This window comes from Aminobacter sp. J41, assembly GCF_000526635.1.
Lineage (GTDB): Bacteria > Pseudomonadota > Alphaproteobacteria > Rhizobiales > Rhizobiaceae > Aerobium.
In genome coordinates, this window is the sequence record NZ_JAGL01000002.1 from 1 (window position 1) to 20,697 (window position 20,697).

Annotated in this window: 18 protein-coding genes; 11 read left to right on the plus strand and 7 right to left on the minus strand. The window is 63.7% G+C overall.

Annotated elements, in window-relative coordinates:
• Window positions 1–343: 343 nt before the first annotated feature.
• From crcB to L630_RS0101550, 3 genes are read right to left on the minus strand one after another with little or no spacing between them, the layout of a single operon-like run.
• The gene (crcB, locus tag L630_RS0101540; protein WP_024846527.1) at window positions 344–721 is read right to left on the minus strand and encodes a fluoride efflux transporter CrcB; all 378 of its coding nucleotides are present in this window, start codon (window positions 719–721) and stop codon (window positions 344–346) included.
• 12 nt (window positions 722–733) lie between these two features.
• The gene (locus L630_RS0101545) at window positions 734–2,047 is read right to left on the minus strand and encodes a replication-associated recombination protein A (protein WP_024846528.1); all 1,314 of its coding nucleotides are present in this window, start codon (window positions 2,045–2,047) and stop codon (window positions 734–736) included.
• A 2-nt stretch (window positions 2,048–2,049) separates the two neighbouring features.
• A complete protein-coding gene (locus L630_RS0101550; protein WP_024846529.1) occupies window positions 2,050–3,522 on the minus strand; it encodes a DegQ family serine endoprotease in 1,473 nt (490 codons plus the stop codon).
• A gap of 208 nt (window positions 3,523–3,730) precedes the next feature.
• On the opposite strand from L630_RS0101550, the gene L630_RS0101555 reads away from it, so the two are divergent.
• The 8 genes from L630_RS0101555 to mmsB all read left to right on the plus strand — a co-directional run bounded on the left by L630_RS0101555 (window position 3,731) and on the right by mmsB (window position 12,749).
• Window positions 3,731–5,215 carry an ABC transporter substrate-binding protein gene (locus L630_RS0101555; RefSeq protein ID WP_024846530.1) on the plus strand — a complete coding sequence of 495 codons (1,485 nt, stop codon included), beginning with the start codon at window positions 3,731–3,733 and terminating at the stop codon, window positions 5,213–5,215.
• 207 nt (window positions 5,216–5,422) lie between these two features.
• Entirely contained in the window at window positions 5,423–6,370 is a 948-nt protein-coding gene (locus L630_RS0101560) for an ABC transporter permease (RefSeq protein ID WP_024846531.1), read from the plus strand.
• The gene (locus L630_RS0101565; protein ID WP_024846532.1) at window positions 6,367–7,233 is read left to right on the plus strand and encodes an ABC transporter permease; all 867 of its coding nucleotides are present in this window, start codon (window positions 6,367–6,369) and stop codon (window positions 7,231–7,233) included. Before L630_RS0101560 ends, L630_RS0101565 begins: the two co-directional genes overlap by 4 nt.
• A complete protein-coding gene (locus L630_RS23325) occupies window positions 7,230–9,212 on the plus strand; it encodes a dipeptide ABC transporter ATP-binding protein (RefSeq protein ID WP_024846533.1) in 1,983 nt (660 codons plus the stop codon). The genes L630_RS0101565 and L630_RS23325 overlap by 4 nt, the downstream gene beginning before the upstream one ends.
• A 6-nt stretch (window positions 9,213–9,218) precedes the next feature.
• Entirely contained in the window at window positions 9,219–9,974 is a 756-nt protein-coding gene (locus tag L630_RS0101575) for a TSUP family transporter (RefSeq protein WP_024846534.1), read from the plus strand.
• 78 nt (window positions 9,975–10,052) lie between these two features.
• Window positions 10,053–10,481 carry a VOC family protein gene (locus tag L630_RS0101580; protein WP_024846535.1) on the plus strand — a complete coding sequence of 143 codons (429 nt, stop codon included), beginning with the start codon at window positions 10,053–10,055 and terminating at the stop codon, window positions 10,479–10,481.
• A gap of 127 nt (window positions 10,482–10,608) precedes the next feature.
• Window positions 10,609–11,769: an isobutyryl-CoA dehydrogenase gene (locus L630_RS0101585; protein ID WP_024846536.1), complete on the plus strand. Its 1,161-nt coding sequence runs from the start codon at window positions 10,609–10,611 to the stop codon at window positions 11,767–11,769.
• Window positions 11,770–11,858: 89 nt separating this feature from the next.
• A complete protein-coding gene (gene mmsB, locus L630_RS0101590) occupies window positions 11,859–12,749 on the plus strand; it encodes a 3-hydroxyisobutyrate dehydrogenase (protein ID WP_024846537.1) in 891 nt (296 codons plus the stop codon).
• Between the two features lie 434 nt (window positions 12,750–13,183).
• Here mmsB and L630_RS0101595 read toward each other — a convergent pair whose 3' ends face one another.
• A complete protein-coding gene (locus L630_RS0101595) occupies window positions 13,184–14,560 on the minus strand; it encodes an aspartate aminotransferase family protein (protein ID WP_024846538.1) in 1,377 nt (458 codons plus the stop codon).
• A 307-nt stretch (window positions 14,561–14,867) separates the two neighbouring features.
• Here L630_RS0101595 and L630_RS0101600 point away from each other — a divergent pair, with 307 nt between their 5' ends.
• Window positions 14,868–15,245: a hypothetical protein gene (locus L630_RS0101600; RefSeq protein ID WP_024846539.1), complete on the plus strand. Its 378-nt coding sequence runs from the start codon at window positions 14,868–14,870 to the stop codon at window positions 15,243–15,245.
• 62 nt (window positions 15,246–15,307) lie between these two features.
• On the opposite strand, the gene L630_RS0101605 is transcribed toward L630_RS0101600, so the two are convergent.
• A complete protein-coding gene (locus tag L630_RS0101605) occupies window positions 15,308–15,526 on the minus strand; it encodes a hypothetical protein (protein WP_024846540.1) in 219 nt (72 codons plus the stop codon).
• Between the two features lie 262 nt (window positions 15,527–15,788).
• Between L630_RS0101605 and bmt the strand changes: the two genes are divergently transcribed.
• Both bmt and L630_RS0101615 read left to right on the plus strand, forming a co-directional pair.
• Entirely contained in the window at window positions 15,789–16,811 is a 1,023-nt protein-coding gene (gene bmt, locus L630_RS0101610; protein ID WP_024846541.1) for a betaine--homocysteine S-methyltransferase, read from the plus strand.
• A 321-nt stretch (window positions 16,812–17,132) separates the two neighbouring features.
• Entirely contained in the window at window positions 17,133–18,269 is a 1,137-nt protein-coding gene (locus L630_RS0101615; RefSeq protein WP_024846542.1) for a GGDEF domain-containing protein, read from the plus strand.
• On the opposite strand, the gene L630_RS0101620 is transcribed toward L630_RS0101615, so the two are convergent.
• Both L630_RS0101620 and L630_RS0101625 read right to left on the minus strand, forming a co-directional pair.
• Window positions 18,266–18,922, minus strand: coding sequence for a hypothetical protein (locus tag L630_RS0101620; RefSeq protein ID WP_024846543.1), 657 nt, complete (start codon window positions 18,920–18,922; stop codon window positions 18,266–18,268). The genes L630_RS0101615 and L630_RS0101620 overlap by 4 nt on opposite strands.
• Window positions 18,923–19,021: 99 nt before the next feature.
• Complete coding sequence (locus L630_RS0101625; protein ID WP_024846544.1) at window positions 19,022–20,584, minus strand: trimethylamine methyltransferase family protein; 1,563 nt, start codon at window positions 20,582–20,584, stop codon at window positions 19,022–19,024.
• Window positions 20,585–20,697: the final 113 nt, after the last annotated feature.

Sequence of the window (20,697 nt, forward strand, 5' to 3'; positions counted from 1 at the left end):
CTCTACATGGCAGCGCTTGGAGCCATCCGGGCAAACCAGCGCTTCAAGGACTTCTACAGTGCCATTGCCCGGCGCTCCGGCTCGAAGAAGGTCGCAATCATCGCCGTCGCCCGAAAGCTCGTCACCGTGCTCAACGCCATGCTCCGGGACGACAAAGCTTTCGCCTGACAAACACAGTTGCCATTCCTGAACGGCGACGCCCCACGTCAGCGCCGAAAGAGCGCACAACCCCATCGCAGGATTAATAGAAATGTTCAGGCATGGCCCCCCTGCTCGCGCCCGCTTCGCGGGCTTGGCGGGGATGACGAAGTGGGAAACGATGGCGCTCCAATGAGACCGCAGCTCACGCCACGGTCCGCGCCAGCCACAAGCCGAGAAACACGCCGGCGAGAGACAGCACCACGCTGCCGGCAAGATAGGCAAACGCCTCCAGCATTGCGCCGCGCTGGTAGAGGGTCGCGAAGTCGAGCGAGAAGGCGGAAAAGGTTGTGAAGCCGCCGAGGAGGCCGGTGGCGAGCAGCAGCCGCAGCTCGGGCGCACCGCCAAAACGCCGCGCAAGCACCTCGACGATCACCCCCATCAGGAAGCAGCCGACGAGATTGACGGTGAGCGTGCCCCAGGGAAAGCCTGGGCCGAACAGCCGAACCGTCCAGACATTGGTGAGGTGCCGCAGCACCGAACCCACCGCGCCGCCGACTGCCACCAGCAGGATCTGGTTCATCCCCGCCTCGCCTTACCGTTGGTGCCGCTCGCGGCGCAGCTTTGCCCACCAGTCGAGCCGCTTGCGGATCTCGCGCTCGAAGCCGCGATCCGGCGGATCGTAGAATTTCTGGCGGCCCAGCGCCTCGGGGAAATAATCCTGGCCGGAGAAGGCATCGGGCTCATCGTGATCGTAACGATAGCCGGAACCGTAGCCCTCTTCCTTCATCAGCTTGGTCGGCGCGTTGAGGATGTGCGCCGGCGGGCGCAGCGACCCGTGTTCCTTGGCCTTGCGCATCGCCGCCTTGAAGGCGACGTAGACGCCGTTCGACTTGGGAGCGGTGGCGAGATAGACGCAGGCATGCGCCAGCGCGAGCTCGCCTTCCGGCGAGCCGAGAAAGTCGTATGCATCCTTGGCGGCATTGGCGATCACGACCGCCTGCGGGTCGGCGAGGCCGATGTCCTCGACCGCCATCCGTACCAGCCGCCGGCCGATGAAGAGCGGGTCCTCGCCGGCGTCGAACATGCGCGCGAGGTAGTAGAGCGCTGCATCCGGATCAGAGCCGCGCACCGATTTGTGCAGCGCCGAGATCAGGTTGTAGTGGCCATCCTGGCCCTTGTCGTAGATCGGCGCGCGGCGCTGGACGACGCGCTGCAGCCCCTCCGCATCGAAGATTTCGCCGGGCCGCGCCGCTCGCCACACTTCTTCAGCCAAGGTCAGGGACGCGCGGCCATCGCCGTCGGCCATGCGCACGAGCACCGCACGCGCCTCATCGTTGAGCGGCAGATCCTTGCCTTCCAGCTTTTCCGCACGCTCCAGCAGCCGCTCGATGCTCTCAGGCTCCAGCGATCGGAAGGTCAGCACCCGCGCACGCGACAAGAGTGCCGCGTTCAGCTCGAACGACGGGTTTTCGGTCGTGGCACCGACGAGAATGACCGTACCGTCCTCCATGACCGGCAGGAAGGAATCCTGCTGCGCCCGATTGAAGCGATGGATCTCGTCGACGAACAGGAGCGTCTGGCGCCCGTTGGAGCGGCGCATGCGGGCCGTGTCAAAAACCTTCTTGAGGTCGGCAACGCCAGAAAAGATCGCGGAGATCTGCTCGAAGGCAAGCCCTGTCTCGCCGGCCAGGAGCCGGGCTACCGTCGTCTTGCCGGTCCCCGGAGGACCCCAAAAAATCATCGAACCGAGGGAGCCCGACCGGATCATGCGCGTGAGCGCGCCGTCCTCGCCGGTCAGGTGCTCCTGGCCGACGACCTCGGCGAGGGCCGAAGGGCGAAGCCGGTCAGCCAGCGGCCTGCCCGGCTGGGCAGCCGGCTGCGGATCGGACGAGAAAAGGTCTGCCATGGTCAATAGCGCAGGATCTGGTTCAACAAGCGCCCGTCGCGCTCGATGGTGAATCGCCACCAGCGCGAGTTGGACATAGCGATCTCGCGCAGCTTCTCGGGCGTTGCAACCTTCTCGCCGTTGACCTCGCGGACAATATCTCGCGGTTGCAGGCCGAAACTGGCGGCAGGAGAGTTGCGCGTCACCTCGACGACGGCAACGCCATCGCCGCTCACCTGCCCGCGAATGCCGAGCCGCTGCGCCAGGCGTGGCGACAGCGCCGCCACCTTGGTGCCGGCAAACGGGCTGCGGCCCTCGATGATGATTTCCGCGCTCGATGCGCCTTCCGGCGCCCGCGCCAGCTCGATCTCGACCTTCCTTTCGCTGCCCTGGCTAAGCACCGTCAGTTCCGAGACACTGCCTATCGGCTGAGTGGCAAGGCGATAGCCCAGCGCATCCGGATGCTCGATCGCTGCACCGTTCATGGCAAGCACCACGTCGCCAGGACGCAAGCCTGCTTTCGCCGCTGGGCCGTCGGGTGCCACCAGTTGTACCAGCGCGCCGGTCGGCCGCGCCATGCCGAGCGCATCGGCGATCTGCGCCGTCACGTTCTCGAAGGTAGCGCCGACGAACGGTCGCTCGAAGAAGTCATTGCCCGCACGCGCTGCTTCAACAACCGCGCGTACGATGTTGGAAGGAATCGCGAATCCGATGCCGATAGACCCGCCGGTCTGGCTGTAGATCGCGGTATTGATCCCGATTACCTCTCCGCGCATCGAGACCAGCGCGCCGCCCGAATTTCCCGGATTGATTGCCGCATCGGTCTGGATAAAGAAGCCAAAATCGTTCACGCCGACATGGGTACGCGCGAGCGCCGAGACGATGCCACTGGTGGTGGTCTGGCCGACGCCGAACGGATTACCGATAGCGAGCACAAGGTCGCCGACCTCCAGCGCGTCGGAATCGCCAAGCGGCGCTACCGGAAAGGGCTCGGAGCCTTCGATCTTGAGCACGGCAAGATCGAGGGATTCGTCGCGCAGCAGGATCTCGCTGTTAAACTCGCGCCCGTCCGGCATCGCCACCTTCACCTCGTCCGCGTCTCGGATGACGTGATAGTTGGTGACGATGAAGCCGCTAGGATCAACGATGACGCCCGAGCCGAGTGACGACTTAACCCGCGGCGGCATCTGCCGGCGGCCAAAGAACTGCTCAAAGAATGGATCGTCCAGGAACGGCGAGCGCACCGCGACCTGCTGCGAGGCATAGACGTTCACCACCGCCGGCGACACCGCCCGCACCAGCGGCGCATAGGACAGCTGCACCTCCTCCTGGCCGAACGGCACCTTGCGGAGCGGCTTGTCGCCGGCTTCGCCGCTGCGAAGCAACTCGCTCAGTGCGTCGGCGAGGCCGCGGCTCTCCTGGGCGGCGAGGCTCGACGCCGTCCCGAGGGCAAGGGCCAGAGACAAAAAGGCAGGGACCAGAATGTTGCGGCGCATGGAGAATCCTCAGTTCGCTGAAGCGATCGCATTTTCGCAATCAATGTGTAAAATGAAAGGCCGCCGCGAGGCGCGCCGCATCCCTTCTGACAATTGGTCCCATAGGAACTCCTGTGCATTGCGCCAGCTGAGATGCAAAGCCGATTTACTCTACGGCAGTTTCGCGCTTTGATCCCCCAGAACATTGAAAATGCTAGGTGAGGGTTCAATGACGCTTGTGAAATCAGTCCTGGCCGCAACTGCACTCGCGCTGGTAACGACGACTTCCGTCTTTGCGCAACGAACGGACCTCGTGCTGGGCGTCGTCCTCGAGCCCCCTCACCTCGACCCGACCGCGGGCGCGGCCGCCGCGATCGACGAAATCGTCTATGCCAACGTCTTCGAGGGCCTGACCCGTATCGGCCCCTCGGGCGAGGTCCTGCCAGCCCTCGCGGAACGCTGGGACATTTCAGAGGACGGCAAGGTCTACACCTTCCACCTGCGACAGAACGTGAAATTCCATGACGGTACAACCTTCGACGCCGAGGACGCCAAGTTCTCGCTCGACCGCGCCCGCGCCGCCGACTCCACGAACGCCCAGAAGGGCCTGTTTGCGGCGATCGACACCGTCGAGGTTGTCGAGCCGCTGGTGCTGAAGGTCACGCTCAAGAACCCGCAGGGCTCGTTCCTCTACAACATGGGCTGGGGCGACGCCGTGATGGTTGCGCCCGAAAGCGCCGCGACGAACGCCGAAAAGCCGGTCGGCACCGGCCCGTTCAAATTCGAGAACTGGGCGCGCGGCGCTTCTATCACCATCGTCAAGAACCCGGATTACTGGGGTGAGCCGGTCGCGCTCGAAAAGGCCGAATTCCGCGTCATTCCTGACGCTGCAGCCGCTGTTCCGGCGCTGCTCTCCGGCGACGTGCAGGCGTTCCCGATGGCTCCCGTCGGCGAGGTGCTCGACCAGTTCAAGTCCGATCCGCGCTTCGAAGTCGTCGTCGGTGTCACTGAGGGCGAGACGATCCTGACCATGAACAACGGCAAGGAGCCGTTCAACAACCTCAAGGTCCGCCAGGCGATCTCGCACGCGATCAACCGTGACGAGGTCATCGTCGGCAACGGCATGGGTGGTCTCGGCACGCCGATCGGCTCGCACTTCTCGCCGGCCAACGCGGCTTATGTCGATCACACCGGCACCTATCCCTACGATCCGGAGAAGGCGAAGGCACTGCTGGCCGAGGCCGGCTACCCGGACGGCTTCACCGCGACGCTCAAGCTGCCGCCGCCGCCCTATGCGCGCGAGGGCGGCCAAGTTGTTGCCTCGCAACTGCGCCAGGTCGGCATCGACCTCGAGATCGTCCCGGTCGAGTGGGCGGACTGGCTGAGCACGGTGTTCAAGGAAAAGGACTACGACCTCACCATCATCTCGCACACCGAGCCGAACGACATCGATATCTATTCGCGCCCGGACTACTACATCGGTTACCAGAACCCCGAGTTCAACAAGGTGATCGAGGAGCTCGGGCTCACCGCCGACGAGGCCAAGCGTAACGAGCTCTACGCCAAGGCGCAGGAAATCCTCGCCAAGGATGCACCGGTCGGCTTCCTGTTCGAGCTGCCGAAGATCGGCGTCTGGGATGCGAACCTCGAAGGCATGTGGCACAACATGCCGGTGCAGGCGAACGACCTGACCAAGGTGAAGTGGAAACAGTAACGGTTCGCATTTGGGACGCTGCCGCTTCTTCCTGGCTCGCAACCTGACCTCTGCCCGCTCTCCGGGCAGATCGGGGCTTGCGGCACTCCGGAAAAAGCGGCACCCGGTACTGATGCGCGGACTCAGCAGCGAACACCGGTTCTTCCACGTAATGGGGCGGCCTGAAGCACGGAGGGGGATGCTTTCAGGCATGCCCGCTGGGCGTTCGTGAGCGCGTTTCTCGCCAGGCGCCTGCTGATCGGCCTCGTCACCGTCATCGTGGCGTCCATTGTCGTCTTCGCCGTGCTGGAAATCGTGCCGGGCGACCCCGCCCTGCTGATGCTCGGCATGAACGCGACGCCGGAGGCGCTTGCCACCCTGCGCAGCCAGATGGGCCTCGACCAGCCGATCCCGGTTCGCTACCTCAGCTGGATCGGCGGCATGCTGATGGGCGACTTCGGCCGCTCCTGGACCTATTCCTCACCGGTAATCGACCTCATCGTCGAGCGCGGCATCGTCTCTCTGCCGCTTGCGGTCATCTCGCTCATCCTCTCGACAGCCATTGCCATTCCGGTCGGCATCTTCGCCGCCTCGCGCCGCGGCCGCGCTGCTGACGCGATCTCGATGGGCGCGACGCAGGTCGGCGTCGCCATCCCGAACTTCTGGTTCGCGCTGCTTCTGGTGTACGTCTTCGCGGTCTGGCTGCGCCTCCTGCCCGCCGGCGGCTTTCCCGGCTGGGGCGCCGGCATCTGGCCGGCGTTCAAGGCGCTGATCATGCCGGCGATCGCGCTCGCCCTGCCGCAGGCGGCGATCCTCGCCCGTGTCACGCGCTCGGCCATGCTCGAGGTGCTGGGCGAAGACTACATCCGCACGGCACGCGCCAAGGGCATTCCGCGCCGAAAGGTGCTGTGGCGCCATGCCCTGCGCAACGCGATGATCCCGGTGCTCACGATACTAGGCCTGCAGTTTGCCTTCCTGCTGGCGGGCACAATCATCATCGAGAACGTGTTCTACCTGCCGGGCCTTGGCCGGCTCGTCTTCCAGGCAATCACCCAGCGCGACCTGATCGTCGTCGAGGGCGTGGTGATGCTGCTGGTCGCCAGCGTCGTGATCGTCAACCTTGTGGTCGACATCCTCTACGCGGTGGTGGACCCGAGACTGCGGGTGAAGGCATGAGCATCGGCGAGCCCGTCTTCCCGCGCACCCAGAGCGTTGTGCTGCAGGCCCTGAGCAACCGCTCCTTCGTGGTGGGATGCGTCATTACCGCCATCATCGCCCTGATGGCGCTCGTCTCGTTCTACTGGACGCCCTACGACATCACCAATCTCGTCGTTGCTGACAAGATGAAGCCGCCGTCATGGCAGCACTGGTTCGGCACCGACCATTTCGGCCGCGACATCCTGACGATGATCATGATCGGCTCGCGCAACTCGATCGCCGTTGCCCTGGTCGCCGTCGGCATCGGCATGTGCCTCGGCGTGCCGCTCGGCTGCTGGGCGGCGGCGCGCGGCGGCTGGATCGACGAGGCGGTGATGCGCTTCAACGACATCGTCTTCGCCTTCCCGGCCCTACTTTCCGCCGTGATGATCACCGCCATCTTCGGCCCCGGCGCCATCAACGCCATCATCGCCATCGGCATCTTCAACGTGCCGGTCTTCGCGCGTGTCGCCCGCGCCGGCGCGATGTCGATCTGGCCGCGCGAGTATGTGCTCGCGGCGCGTGCCTCCGGCAAGGGCAAGGCACAGATCACCATCGAGCACATCCTGCCGAACATCGCCGCCATCCTCCTGGTGCAGGGAACGATCCAGTTCGCGCTCGGCATTCTGGCCGAATCCGGCCTCTCCTATGTCGGCCTGGGCGCACAGCCGCCGATGCCTTCATGGGGCCGCATGCTGTTCGACTCGCAGACCCGCATGATGGTCGCGCCTTACCAGGCGTTGTTCCCAGGCCTTGCCATCGTCATCACGGTTCTTGGCCTCAACCTCCTCGGTGACGGCCTTCGCGACCTTCTCGATCCGCGACTGAGGCGCGAGCGATGAGCCTGCTCGAGATCGAGAACCTGCGCCTCGACATCGGCTCCTTGCCTATCCTCAAGGGAGTCAGCCTTTCGCTCGAACAGGGCGAGGTCATGGGCCTCGTTGGCGAGAGCGGTTCGGGCAAGTCGATGACGGCGCTGGCGGTGATGCAGCTCCTGCCGATCGCGATGCGAGCTTCCGGCCGCATCACCTTCGACGGCATCGATATTTTGGGAGCGCCGGAAGCAGCGATGAACCGCCTGCGCGGCAACGAGATCGGCATGGTTTTCCAGGAGCCGATGACCGCGCTCAACCCGGTCAAGACGATCGGCGAGCAGGTGGCCGAGGGCATTCGCTGGCACACCCGCGCCTCGCGCGCTGAGGCGGAAGAGCGCGCACGAAAAATGCTCGACCGTGTCGGGCTGCCGGAGTCGAAGTTCCCGTTGACCCGTTATCCGCACGAACTGTCGGGCGGCCAGCGTCAGCGCGTGGTCATCGCCATTGCCTGTGCGCTGGCGCCAAAGCTGCTGATCGCCGACGAACCCACGACTGCGCTCGACGTCGTGCTGCAGAAGCAGATCCTCGAACTGCTGCGCGACCTCGTCGACGAGCGGAAGATGGGCCTGCTGCTCATCTCGCACGACCTTGCCGTCGTCGCCGACATGTCCGACCGTGTCACCATCATGCGGCATGGCGAGGTGATGGAAGCCGGCGAAACCGCCCGCACCCTCACGCAGCAGGCACATCCCTATACGCGGCAGCTCGCGCTTGCCTCGATGCATGTGCCGGACCGGGGAAGAAAGGATGCGGCCATTGGCGGAGCAGCAACCACTGGCGCCGGATTGGTACCCCCACCCCTAACCCCTCCCCACAAGGGGGAGGGGAACGTTGGGGAAACGGCGAGCACGCACTCTTCAACGAAGTCTCCGTTGCGCGACGAAGAGCCGGCAAGCGCAGCAGAGGACGCACATGCGCGCCTTGAAGAGAAAGGAGACATCTCTTCAACGAATTCATCTGAACACACTGCTTCCTCCGCGACAGGCACGATAAGGGAAGGAGTTTCTTCCAAGTCCCCCTCCCCCTTGTGGGGAGGGGTTAGGGGTGGGGGTAACAACACTTCCTCCAGCGAAGGCGTTTCCGGCCAGGCCGTTTCTGCCGGCCAAGGCGTCTCCACCGCATCCCGCCCCCTCCTTTCAGTCCGCAATGTCGTCCGCGACTATCCGAACCGCCGCACATCGCTGTTCAGGGTTCCCGACGTCTTCCGCGCGGTCGATGACGTGTCGTTCCAGATCGCTGGGGGGCAGTCGGTGGCGCTGGTAGGCAGGTCGGGCTGCGGGAAGTCGACGCTGGCGCGCATGATCCTCGCCCTCGACCGCCCGACGTCCGGCTCGATCAACGTCGACGGGCACGAGGTCAGCGCCTTGCCCGAGGCCCAGCTGAAGCCCGCGCGGCGCAGCATGCAGGTCGTCTTCCAGGACCCGTACGGCTCGTTCAACCCGCGCCACAAGGTCGAGCGGCTGGTGGCTGAGCCGTTGCATCTGCTCGATGAGGCGCCCTCGCCCGCCGAACGCCGCGAGCTGGTCGCTGATGCGCTCGACAAGGTCGGCCTGAAGCCGTCCGACATGGGAAAATACCCGCACGAGTTTTCCGGCGGCCAGCGCCAGCGCATCTCGATCGCCCGCGCCATCATCACCCGTCCGAAGCTGATCGTTGCAGACGAGCCGGTCTCGGCACTGGACGTGTCGATCCGCGCGCAGGTACTGGACCTTTTCGCCGACCTCAACGCGCGGCTCGGCGTCGCCTACCTCTTCATCACCCACGACCTCACGGTCGCCCGCGCAATCACCGACGAGGTGATGGTGATGCAGGAAGGCCGCATCGTCGAGACCGGCAGGACCGACGAAGTCCTTGACCACCCTCAGTCGGATGCCGCAAAGGCTCTGGTGGAAGCAGCGCCCGATCTCCAGCGAGCGCTTGAACGGCGTCTCGCCAGACTGGGCTGAACCTGAATGCTCGTTGACCTTGCACCTCACATCGTCGCGCTCCTCATCGGCGTGGCGTTCCTTGCCGGTTTCATCGACTCGATCGCCGGTGGCGGCGGGCTGATTACGGTGCCGGCCATGTTGCTCGCCGGTTTCCCGCCGGTTGATGCGCTCGGAACCAACAAGCTGCAGGGCCTGTTCGGCTCCGGCTCGGCAACCATCGCCTACGCCTCCAAGGGACACGTCGACCTGCGCAAGCAGCTACCGGCTGCGCTGATCTCGTTCGTCGGCGCGGTGCTGGGCGCGGGCCTTGCGACCATCCTGCCGGGCGAGTGGCTGCGGATGATCCTGCCGCCGCTGCTCATCGCGATCGCGCTCTACTTCGCCTTCAAGCCGAACATGGACGATGTGGATCGCGCCCAGCGCATCACGCCAGCCATGTTCGCGCTGGTTGTCGTGCCCCTTATCGGCTTCTACGACGGCGTGTTCGGCCCCGGCACTGGTTCGTTCTTCATGCTCGCCTTCGTGGCACTGGCCGGTTACGGCGTACTGAAGGCCACCGCCCACACCAAGCTCCTGAACTTCTCCTCGAACCTCGGCGGCTTTGCATTGTTCGCCGCGGTGGGCGTCGTTCACTGGCAGATCGGGCTGGTGATGGGCATCTCGCAATTCATCGGCGCCCGCGTCGGCGCGGGACTCGCGATGAAGAATGGCGCGAAGCTCATCAAGCCGCTGCTGGTCATCACCTGCGTTGCGCTGGCGATCCGCCTGCTGATTGCTTGAGTCTTCGCGCGGGCGACGCTTTCGACTATTCTCGGTCAGGACTTGCCTCTCTCGGGCAGCAACAACTGGGAGACTGTCATGACCTATTCGCCGCATGAGGCGCCTCGGATCTACCCGACCTTCCGCTTCCGCAACGCGACCGCGATGCTGGAATGGCTGACGCAGACGATCGGCTTCCAGATCCTCACCCGCTACGACAATGACGACGGTACAGTTGCCCATGCGGAACTTGCATTGGGCTCATCGATCATCATGTGCGGCGAGGTCCGCAACGATGCCTTCGGTGCCCTAGTTGGCGCGCCGGGCGAACAGGGCGGCAAGGCGCTCTACGTTGCGGTCGAGGACGTCGACACGCTGTTTGCTCGCGTGACCGCTTCTGGCGTGAAGATCGAGGAACAACTCACCGACCGCAGCTATGGCAGCCGCGAGTTCATATGCCGCGATCCGGAAGGCAACGTGTGGTGCTTTGGTACCTACTGGCCGAAGGCAGCTGATGCGCAAATTTGAACGCGCCCAGCATCTCGCTATCGCATCGGCGCACAACCCCTTTGCGGGCCGGCCGTGTTGCGCCCGACCGTCAATGGAATAGATTGGCAGCAAGGTCAAAGAGCATTCAGTCCATAGGGAGGACGCCATGGACGCGGCCAATCCTGCTGCCCAGTTCGAACTCAACGAAGACCAGCGCGCGATCCAGGAGATGACGCGCGACTTCGCAGCCGATCGGGTGGCTCCGCTCGCGCTCGAATGGGACCACAACCGCCACTTTCCGTCCGACGTCATCCGGGAGACCGGGTCGCTCGGCTTCGGCGGCATCTACGTCCGCGAGGATGTCGGCGGCTCTGGCCTCGGTCGGCTGGACGCGGTGCTGATCTTCGAGGCGCTCGCCGCCGCCTGTCCCGGCTTCTCGTCGATGATCTCGATCCACAACATGGCGGCGTGGATGATCGACACGTTCGGCGCGGAAGAGCAGCGCCAGCGCTTCCTGCCGAAGATGACGTCGTTCGAATGGATGGCGAGTTACTGCCTGACCGAACCCGGCGCGGGCTCGGATGCCGCCGCGCTGCGCACCCGCGCGGTCCGTGACGGCGACCACTACGTGCTCAACGGGACGAAGCAGTTCATCTCCGGCGCCGGCGAGTCCGACGTTTATGTCGTCATGGCGCGCACCGGCGAAGATGGCCCCAAGGGTGTTTCCACCTTCATCATCCCGAAGGACGCGCCGGGGCTCTCTTTCGGCCCGTCCGAGAAGAAGATGGGCTGGCACATGCAGCCAACCCGGCAGGTAATCTTCCAGGACTGCCGGGTGCCGGCGGAAGACCTGCTCATGGGGGAAGGCGCGGGCTTCCGCATTGCCATGGCCGGCCTCGACGGCGGCCGCCTCAACATTGCGGCCTGTTCCCTCGGCGGTGCGCAGGCCGCGTTCGAGAAGGCGCTTGCCTATTCCGGCGAGCGTAATGCCTTCGGCAAGCCGATCAACCAGTTCCAGGCCCTGCAGTTCAAGCTGGCCGACATGGAGACGGACCTGCAGGCCTCGCGGATGATGCTCTACACGGCGGCGTCAAAGCTCGACCGCAAGACGCCGGACGCCGGCACGTGGTCGGCAATGGCTAAACGCTTCGTGACCGACACCTGCTTCAACGTCGCCAACGAGGCACTGCAGCTGCACGGCGGCTACGGCTATCTGCACGAATACGGCATCGAGAAGCTGGTGCGCGACCTGCGCGTCCACCAGATCCTCGAAGGCACCAACGAGATCATGCGCGTCATCATCGCGAGGTACTTGGTGGGTAGGTGATTAGGGGGTTAGGGACTTAGGGGTCTAGGGCGAGCACACTCCCCTACGCCCTTATTCACCTACTCCCCTACCATTCAGGGAGGAAACACATGAGCACCATTGCATTCGTCGGCCTCGGCAACATGGGCAACCCGATGGCCGCGAACCTGGTCAAGGCAGGTTACATAGTTCGCGGCTTCGACCTGGTGGACGCCAACCTGAAGACCGCCGAGGGTAACGGCCTGAAGATCGCATCCAGCGCGGCGGATGCGGTCGCTGGCGCCGACATCGTCATCACCATGCTGCCGGCCGGCAAACACGTTCTCTCCGTCTACGGCGACATCGTCCCAGCGGCCGCAAAGGGCATACTGTTCATCGATTCCTCCACCATCGATGTCGACTCCGCGCGCAAGGCGCATGCGATTGCACAGGAAGGCGGCATGCTGTCGATCGACGCACCGGTGTCCGGTGGCGTCGGCGGCGCAGCAGCAGGCACCCTCACCTTCATGGCCGGCGGAACGCAGGAAGCCTTTGCGAAGGCCGAACCGGTCCTGAAGCCGATGGCTGGCAAGATCGTCCACTGCGGCGACGCAGGTGCCGGCCAGGCAGCCAAGATCTGCAACAACATGCTGCTCGGCATCTCGATGATCGGCGTCGGCGAAGCCTTTGTGCTCGCCGAAAAACTCGGCCTTTCGCACCAGGCACTTTTTGACGTCGCATCCACTTCATCCGGCCAGTGCTGGTCGCTGACGACCTATTGCCCGGTCCCCGGCCCGGTTCCTTCCTCTCCCGCCAATCGCGACTACAAGCCGGGCTTCGCCACTGCTCTGATGTTGAAGGACCTGCGCCTGTCGCAGGAAGCAGCACAGAGCTCTGGCGCTGCAACTCCTCTCGGCGCCGCGGCGGCGCAGCTTTATGCGCTCTACGAGGCGGCCGGCGGCGGCGGCGAAGACTTTTCAGCCATCATCCGCTTCCTCAGGGGCGAGCATCCCGCCAGCTAATCACAACCTGTGCGTTTATTCAGCATTCACTGAACAATTTCAGGCTGTGACGGACGTTACACCCTGCCCTCAGAGGGTGATTTTTCGCACTTCGAGGCGGAAAAATCGCGAATTTAGATTTGCTTAAGTTTTTGATAACCCGACGGTAACGATGTCCGACTAAAACGGTGGGTGAGCGGCAAACGCAGCCGCCGAACTCCGGATCAGGTATTGCGTACCGGAGTGTACAGTTTCGCTAGAGTTTTGCGTAAGCGAAGCGCCATGCGTATCTTTGGCAAGACCGCGTCCCTCCCCCGCCGGGAGGACGCGGTTCTGCTGCTTTCTGAGATATGCGGGCGCTCGCTTTCAGCGTCTCCCTGAGCGCATCTAAAGCCCCTACCGTGCGCATGAAAAAGGGACGAAGCTTTCGCTCCGCCCCTCCAAATTCGCCTCAGTTACTTGCGCAGGTCGCGCTCGGCGCGGTCCAGCGCCTTGAGGATCCGCTCCACCGCAAGATCGATCGTCTGCCTCGTCCAGATCAGCGGCGGCGACATGATCATGGTATCGCCGGTCGCGCGCAGCATCATGCCATTTGCAATTGCATGGTCGCGGACGACGACAGCCGCGCTGCCCTCATCCGGGAAGCGCTCGCGCGTCTCCTTGTCCTTTACGATTTCAATGGCACCCATCAGGCCGAACGAGCGCACCTCACCGACGATCCCATGGCCGGCGATGCGCTCCTTGAGCGCCTGGTTGAAGTAGGGGCCGGTTTCGTTGCGGACGCGCTCGATCAGCCCTTCTTTCTCGATGATTTCGAGGTTGGCGAGCGCCACGGCGCAGGCAACCGGATGCCCCGAATAGGTGTAGCCGTGGTAGAATTCGCCGCCCTTCTCGACCAGCGTCGAAGAAATACGGTCGCCGACCAGCAGCGCCGACAGCGGCTGGTAGCCGGAGGTCAGCGCCTTAGCTGTGGTGATGGTGTCGGGCTCCACGCCCATCGCCTGCGCCGCGAACCACTCGCCGGTGCGGCCATAGCCGGTGATCACCTCGTCCAGCATCAGCAGCACGTCGTACTTGCGGCAGATGCGCTGGACTTCCGGCCAGTAGCTCGCTGGCGGGATCTTCACGCCGCCCGCGCCCATGATCGGTTCGCCGATGAAGGCGGCCACGTTCTCGGGGCCATGCTCGAGGATCGCATCCTCGATTGCCTTTGCCGCGCGGATGCCGAAGTCATGCTCGCTCTCGCCAGGCTGCGCCAGCTCGAAGGAATACGGCATCATCACATGGACGATATTCGGCACGGCACCGCCCAGCTGCGAATGCATCGCCGACATCCCGCCCAGCGACGTGCCGGCAACGGTAGAGCCGTGGTAGGCGTTGTGGCGCGAGATCACGATGTTCTTCTGCGGCTTGCCCTCAAGCGCCCAGTAGTGGCGCACGAGACGCAGCGCGGTATCGTTCGCTTCCGAACCCGACGAGCCGTAGAAAACCTGGTTGATGTGCGGCGGCGCGATCTCGGCGAGCTTCTTTGACAAAAGCACCGGCGTCGGCGTCGTGCAGCGGAAGAAAGAGTTGTAATACGGCAGCTCTTTCATCTGCTTGTAGGCCGCGTCAGCGAGCTCGTGGCGGCCATATCCGATGTTCACGCACCAAAGGCCGGCCATGCCGTCGAGGATCTCGTTTCCTTCCGAATCGTAGATATACGGCCCTTCAGCGCGCGTTATCATGCGGCTGCCGGCACCGCGCAGGTCCTTGTGGTCGGTAAACGGATGGAGGTGGTGCGCAGCATCGATCTCCTGAAGCTGCTTCAGGGAAAAATTCTGATAAGACATGTAATTAGCTTCTCCGATTGAATCATCTCGGCAAGTTCTGCCGGGTGAAGGTCAGTCGGAAAGTGGCGGCGAATAGCCGATCCGAGCGCAGAGGATCAGCAACTCGGAATGCCGGGTTCGCGTGGAAGGTGTTACGGCGATACGGTCCGCCATGATATGCTGCAGTCTGATCGTCATGTCTCGCAGCATAGACCGCGCTCAAGCCTTTCAACAAGTGTCCGTGAACGGCGGAACATGAAGAATAAGCGGGGCGTTCCTCTGCCGGCAGACCAACATCCTCGGCCCTGCTCACGGGAGGAGCACCACCATGAAGATCGCTGTGACTGCACTTGCGACCCTGTTTCTGGGCGTCGCTGCCGCCTATGCCGAAGAACCCGCCAAGGTTCAGACGATCGGCGACAAGAAGGTCTACACCGACCAGAACGGCATGACGCTTTACACCTTCGACAAGGACGAAGCCGGGAAGTCGAATTGCGATGCCGGATGCCTGGCTAAATGGCCGGCATTCAAGGCAGAGGAAGGCGCGACGGCAGAGGGCGACTGGTCGGTGGTCGACGCAACCGACGGCACCAAGATGTGGGCCTACAAGGGCAAGCCGCTCTACACGTGGGTCGATGACAAACAGCCCGGCGACATGTCCGGCGACGGTGTCGGCGGCGTCTGGCACATCGCAGTCGCGGAATAGCCTTTTTGAACCACCGACGAGAAGATGCGGCGCTTCTGCGCCGCATCCTGATTCACGGCTGGTTATATCACCGGCTCGAATCCCTGCGGCCGGATGAAGGACAGCTGACGGCCCTTGTTGATCGCGATCATCGTGACGATCTGGGCCAGCTCTTCATCGGTATGTTCACAGTCAGGCATGTGCTCTCGGATGTCCGAAACCACGTTCGGGACTGAAATCAGGGCCGCCTTGCTGTCCGCGATGATCTGCTCCGCAAACGCTGCGACTGAAACCCGCTTCACTTCAATCCTCCTGCATATTTCGCGCCGCCAAACTCGCCAGCGGAACGTTGGTTCCCCTCTAAGTGCAAGATTTTGAAGTTTTTTTCTCCCGCAGAAGAGGTTGTGGCACCTTCGCGAATGTCAAGTGATTTCGTCCGCATTTTTTGCGCTATCGGCGGGCGCCCCTGCACGAGGAAAATGCAAGTGGCCACGCATTTCCGAATTGACGACATAAAGATTTCTTTATATCGTTATCCTAATATCGAAATGCACGGAGGCGGCCATGCCTAACCCCATCCATGAACTCCTCGCCCAAAAGGGCGTACTCCTCGCCGACGGCGCCACGGGGACGAACCTGTTCGCGATGGGGCTCAATTCGGGCGAAGCGCCGGAACTGTGGAATGAAACCGCGCCGGCGAAGATCGTGGCCCTGCATCAGGGCTTCGTCGACGCCGGCGCCGACATCATCCTCACCAACTCGTTCGGCGGCACCCGCCACCGCCTCAAGCTGCACAACGCGCAGGATCGCGTCTTCGAACTCAACAGGAAGGCCGCTGAAATCGCCCGTTCGGTTGCCGATCGTGCCGGCCGCAAGGTGATCGTTGCGGGTTCCGTTGGTCCGACCGGCGAACTGCTGGAACCGCTCGGCGCGCTCACCCATGACGCCGCAGTCGATGCCTTTGCCGAGCAGATGGAAGGCCTGAAGGCTGGTGGTGCGGAGGTAGCGTGGATTGAGACCATGTCCGCGCCCGGCGAAATTCGCGCCGCGGCGGAAGCTGCCGCCCGCGTTGGCCTGCCATATGTCTACACCGGCTCATTTGACACTGCTGGCCGCACCATGATGGGCCTTGCCCCGCGCGACATCCATTCGGTGGTGGACGGCCTGCCCGAGCAGCCGGTGGCAGTCGGCGCGAATTGCGGCGTAGGCGCTTCCGACATTCTTGCCTCGCTGCTGGACATGAGCGCCGCCAAGCCCGACGCGATCATCGTCGTCAAGGGCAATTGCGGCATCCCCGAGTTCCAGGGCACCGAAATCGTCTATTCCGGCACACCCGAGCTGATGGCGAAATATGCCTGCATGGCGTTCGACGCCGGTGCGTCGATCATCGGCGGCTGCTGCGGCACATCATGCGAGCACCTGCGTGCAATGCGCGAGGCGCTGGACCACTATGTCCGCGGCGCCGAACGCCCGGACGTCAGTGAGATCGTCACCTATATCGGGCCGCTGCGGAACAAGCAGGCGTTCGAGAGCGGTGCCGGTGAAGGCGAAGGCCGCCGCGAGCGGCGCAGGGCACGTCATGCATGAATCGGTGAAGGAAGCGAACTGACGCGAACCCACGGCTGCGCCCTAGCCCCCCGACCAGCAGCCGGTTTGCCCCCCTCGCTCCTTCACTTTGGCAGGCGGTGCCGAGGCTTCTGGCCTCGCACCGCCTGTTTCATTTGCACACCTTCAGGATGCTGGCACATCGCCCCAAGCCTTGGAGCTGGCGGCGATTGAAAAACCTTGCCGCGCTTAACGATTACTCAACCAAGATCACTAACCTGACAGCAGTTTCCGTATGGAACACTGCCGATGGCCGCGTCAGCTTCACCCTGCGCGCAAATGCAGAGCTTCATTGGGGGCGCTTTGGACACAACGACGCTTTTCCTCGCCAACATCGTCATCCTGCTTGTCATGGCGATCGCCAAAGGCGTTGCGGCACATGGCCGCCGCGACGAGGAGTGGCGGCGTTCCTGGGCGATCGCGAATGTCGTGATCGCGTTGTCGCTGGCGCTCTACACGGTCGACCAGATGCTGCCGCCCCTCGCGATGACCCTGATGCCCGACATCTTCCTCATTATCGGCTTCGGCCTGCGGTGGAAGGCGGCGCGGCAGTTCTCCGGTCGCACGACCCCCTGGTTCGTCACCTGGGGCGGCGTCATTTTTTATCTCGTTGCTGCGGGTCCATTTGCCCTATCGGTGAACGGCGTCGTCCTTGGCGTCGCGAACATCGCGCTGACCACGCAGACCGCGCTGATCGCCTACGAATTTTGGCGCGATCGCGACGACGGTTTTCCGTCCCGCTACTGGCTGATCATCGCCTATGTCGCGATGGGATTGTCGTTTGGCTATCGCATCTTCGTCGGCCTGCTCGATGACGGCTCCATGCCAGCCTACATCCCGCAGGACACCGCCCTCGCCGTCCACCTCGCGGTGGCCCTGTTTCACACGGTTGCTGGCGGCGCCTTCGCTCTCTCGCTCGCCTATGAACGAGGCAGTGCGGCCCTGCGGTTCGCGGCGATGCACGATTCGCTGACCCAGCTCCTTAACCGCAACGCCTTCGAAATGCGCCTGCGCTCATACCTTGCCGAACAGAAGCCGTTCGCGCTGGCGCTCATCGACATTGACCGGTTCAAGTCCATTAACGACCGTTTTGGTCACGGAGCCGGAGACGCAGCGATCCGCACCTGTGCGCAGATCTGCCGTGAGATGGTCGGCGACCGCGGCACGGTCGCGCGTATCGGCGGCGAGGAGTTCACGATCATCTTCGACGCCATCGATCCGGAGGAAGCCGCAGCCTTCATCGAGAAGATTCGCGGGCGCGTCAGCCAGTGGCCGGTGGTGTCGGGCAACGACACCTTTGGCATGACGATCAGCGGCGGTGTTTGCCACATAGATCAGGCGCCCTCCGACTTCGAAGAGCTGATGCGGTTGGTCGACAAGGGCCTCTACGAGTCCAAGAAGAACGGGCGCAACCGCATCACCATCAAGCAGGCAGCCTAAAGCCCGGCAAACGCCTTGTGGTGAAACGCCTGGACTTCGTCCGGGTATCGCCACTCGGTGCCGACCGGGCAGGCATTGCGCGCGATGCAGCGCGTGCGGCATTCGCCAGCGTTCGGCCCGCGCACATGCGCGAGGCACGCCGCGTAGTCGTAGGCGCCGCCATCAAAGGCATGAACCGGACAGGCGTTTATGCAGAATTCTCCGACACATGCGCCGCAGGCATGAATCACTTCCTCAACTTCCTGAATCGGAAACTCAACATCGAACAGGATCGCGCCTCGATAAGCGTGCCACAGGCCGAGACGCGGATCGATCAACGGTCCGACTGGTGACGAGGCCAGCTTCTGCGCGCGCGTAGCCCATTGCTGGAAAGGAGCCCAGGGCCGGTCGTTCGGCATGACGACGCGGCCGCCAAAGCGCTGCGCGACTTCGGAAATGACCTGACGCGACCATGTATCGAGTGGATTGGAAATGCCGGCAGGCTGGCCCTGCCGCCATTGTTCGAAATGGGCCCAGTAACGCGCCCCTTCATTACCCACGAGCACCACGGCCCGGGCGGTTCCCCACTCGCCAACGGCGAGCGGGGCAATGCCGCGGACGCTGAGCCCGGAAGGCGCCAGCGCCTGCGAGATTTCCAAAGGCTGGGAAGGCACTCAGCGCCTCCCCTTGTTCGTCGGATCCTGAAAGGCGCTGCGCCAGACTTCCTTGTGGATGATGTTGGCCACTTTAGCCCGGCCTGAATCGGGCTCCTTTCAGGTGAAGGCGTCGGGCATCGACTCCTTGCGCCGGGCGACGTAGTCGCGCAGGCCTTCGGCGATACCCGGATCGAGATACGGCGCCTCGTAGTTCTCGAGCCAACGGCGTGCGAGCTCGTTGGCGCGCTGCGCTGCGGTCTTCTCGCCTTCGGCCAGCCACTGCTCGTACGAATTGTTGTCCGCGATCGTCGAGCGGTAGAAGGCGGTCTGGAAGTTCGCTTGCGTGTGCGAGCAACCAAGATAGTGGCTGCCGGGGCCCACTTCGCGGATCGCGTCGAGCGCCTGGCCGTTCTCGGACAGGTCCACGCCCTGCGCCAGCTTCGGCATCATGCCGAGCTGGTCGACGTCCATCATGAACTTCTCGTAGCAGGAGGCGAGACCGCCCTCGAGCCAGCCAGCCGCATGCAGCACGAAGTTGGTGCCTGCGAGCAGCGTCGAGTTCAGCGTGTTCGCGCTCTCGTAGGCCGCCTGCGCGTCCGGGATCTTGGACGCGCAGAGCGAGCCGCCGGTGCGGAACGGCAGGCCGAGGCGGCGCGCCAGCTGGGCAGCGCCGTAGGAGACCAGCGTCGGCTCCGGCGTACCGAAGGTCGGAGCGCCCGACTGCATCGAAATCGACGATGCAAAGGTACCGAACACCACCGGCGCGCCCGGACGGATCAGCTGCGTGAAGGCGGCGCCAGCGAGCACTTCGGCCAGAACTTGCGTCAGCGTGCCGGCAACCGTCACCGGGCTCATGGCGCCCGAGAGGATGAACGGCGTGACGATGCAGGCCTGATTGTGGCGGGCATAGACCTTCAGCGCGCCCAGCATGGTCTCATCGAAGACCATCGGCGAGTTGGCGTTGATGAGGTTGATGACAACGGTGTTCTGCTCGACGAATTCGTCGCCGAACAGGATCTTCGCCATCGCGATCGTGTCCTCTGCGCGCTCAGGCGCGGTAACCGAGCCCATGAACGGCTTGTCCGACAGCGTCATGTGCGCCAGCACCATGTCGAGATGGCGCTTGTTGACCGGAACGTCGACCGGCTCGCAGACGGTGCCGCCCGAATGGTGGATCGACGGCGCCATGTAGGAGAGCTTCACGAAGTTGCGGAAGTCCTCGATCGTCGCGTAGCGGCGGTTGCCGTCTAGGTCGCGTACAAACGGAGGACCGTAGACCGGCGCGAAGACGGTCGCATTGCCGCCGATCTGCACCGAGCGCTGCGGATTGCGCGCATGCTGGGTGAACACCGACGGCGCGGTCTTCAGCAGCGACCGCGGCAGACCCTTGGGGAAATGCACCCGCTCGCCGCGAACGTCAGCGCCTGCCTGCTTCCACAGCTCCAGGGCTTCCGGATCGTCGCGGAACTCGATGCCAACTTCTTCCAGCACCGTGTCGGCATTCGCCTCGATCAGTGCCAGCCCCTCCTCATTGAGGACTTCGTAGAGCGGAATCTCGCGCTTGATGTACGTCAGCTGCGTACCCGCGCTGCCGCTGGTACGCGCCGCGCGCCGCGCAGCCGCACCGCCGCGAGCCCTGCGCCCGCCGGTGTCCTGCTCTACAGTCGTATTGTCTTCCATGCCCGATTCCCTGATTCAACACGGCTTCGGTCGAATCGTAGCCAAGCGGCACGGGATAAGCGGCCAGCCAGCGCCAGAGCCTGTCGCAATTTCGACAACTGCGAAAACTATCG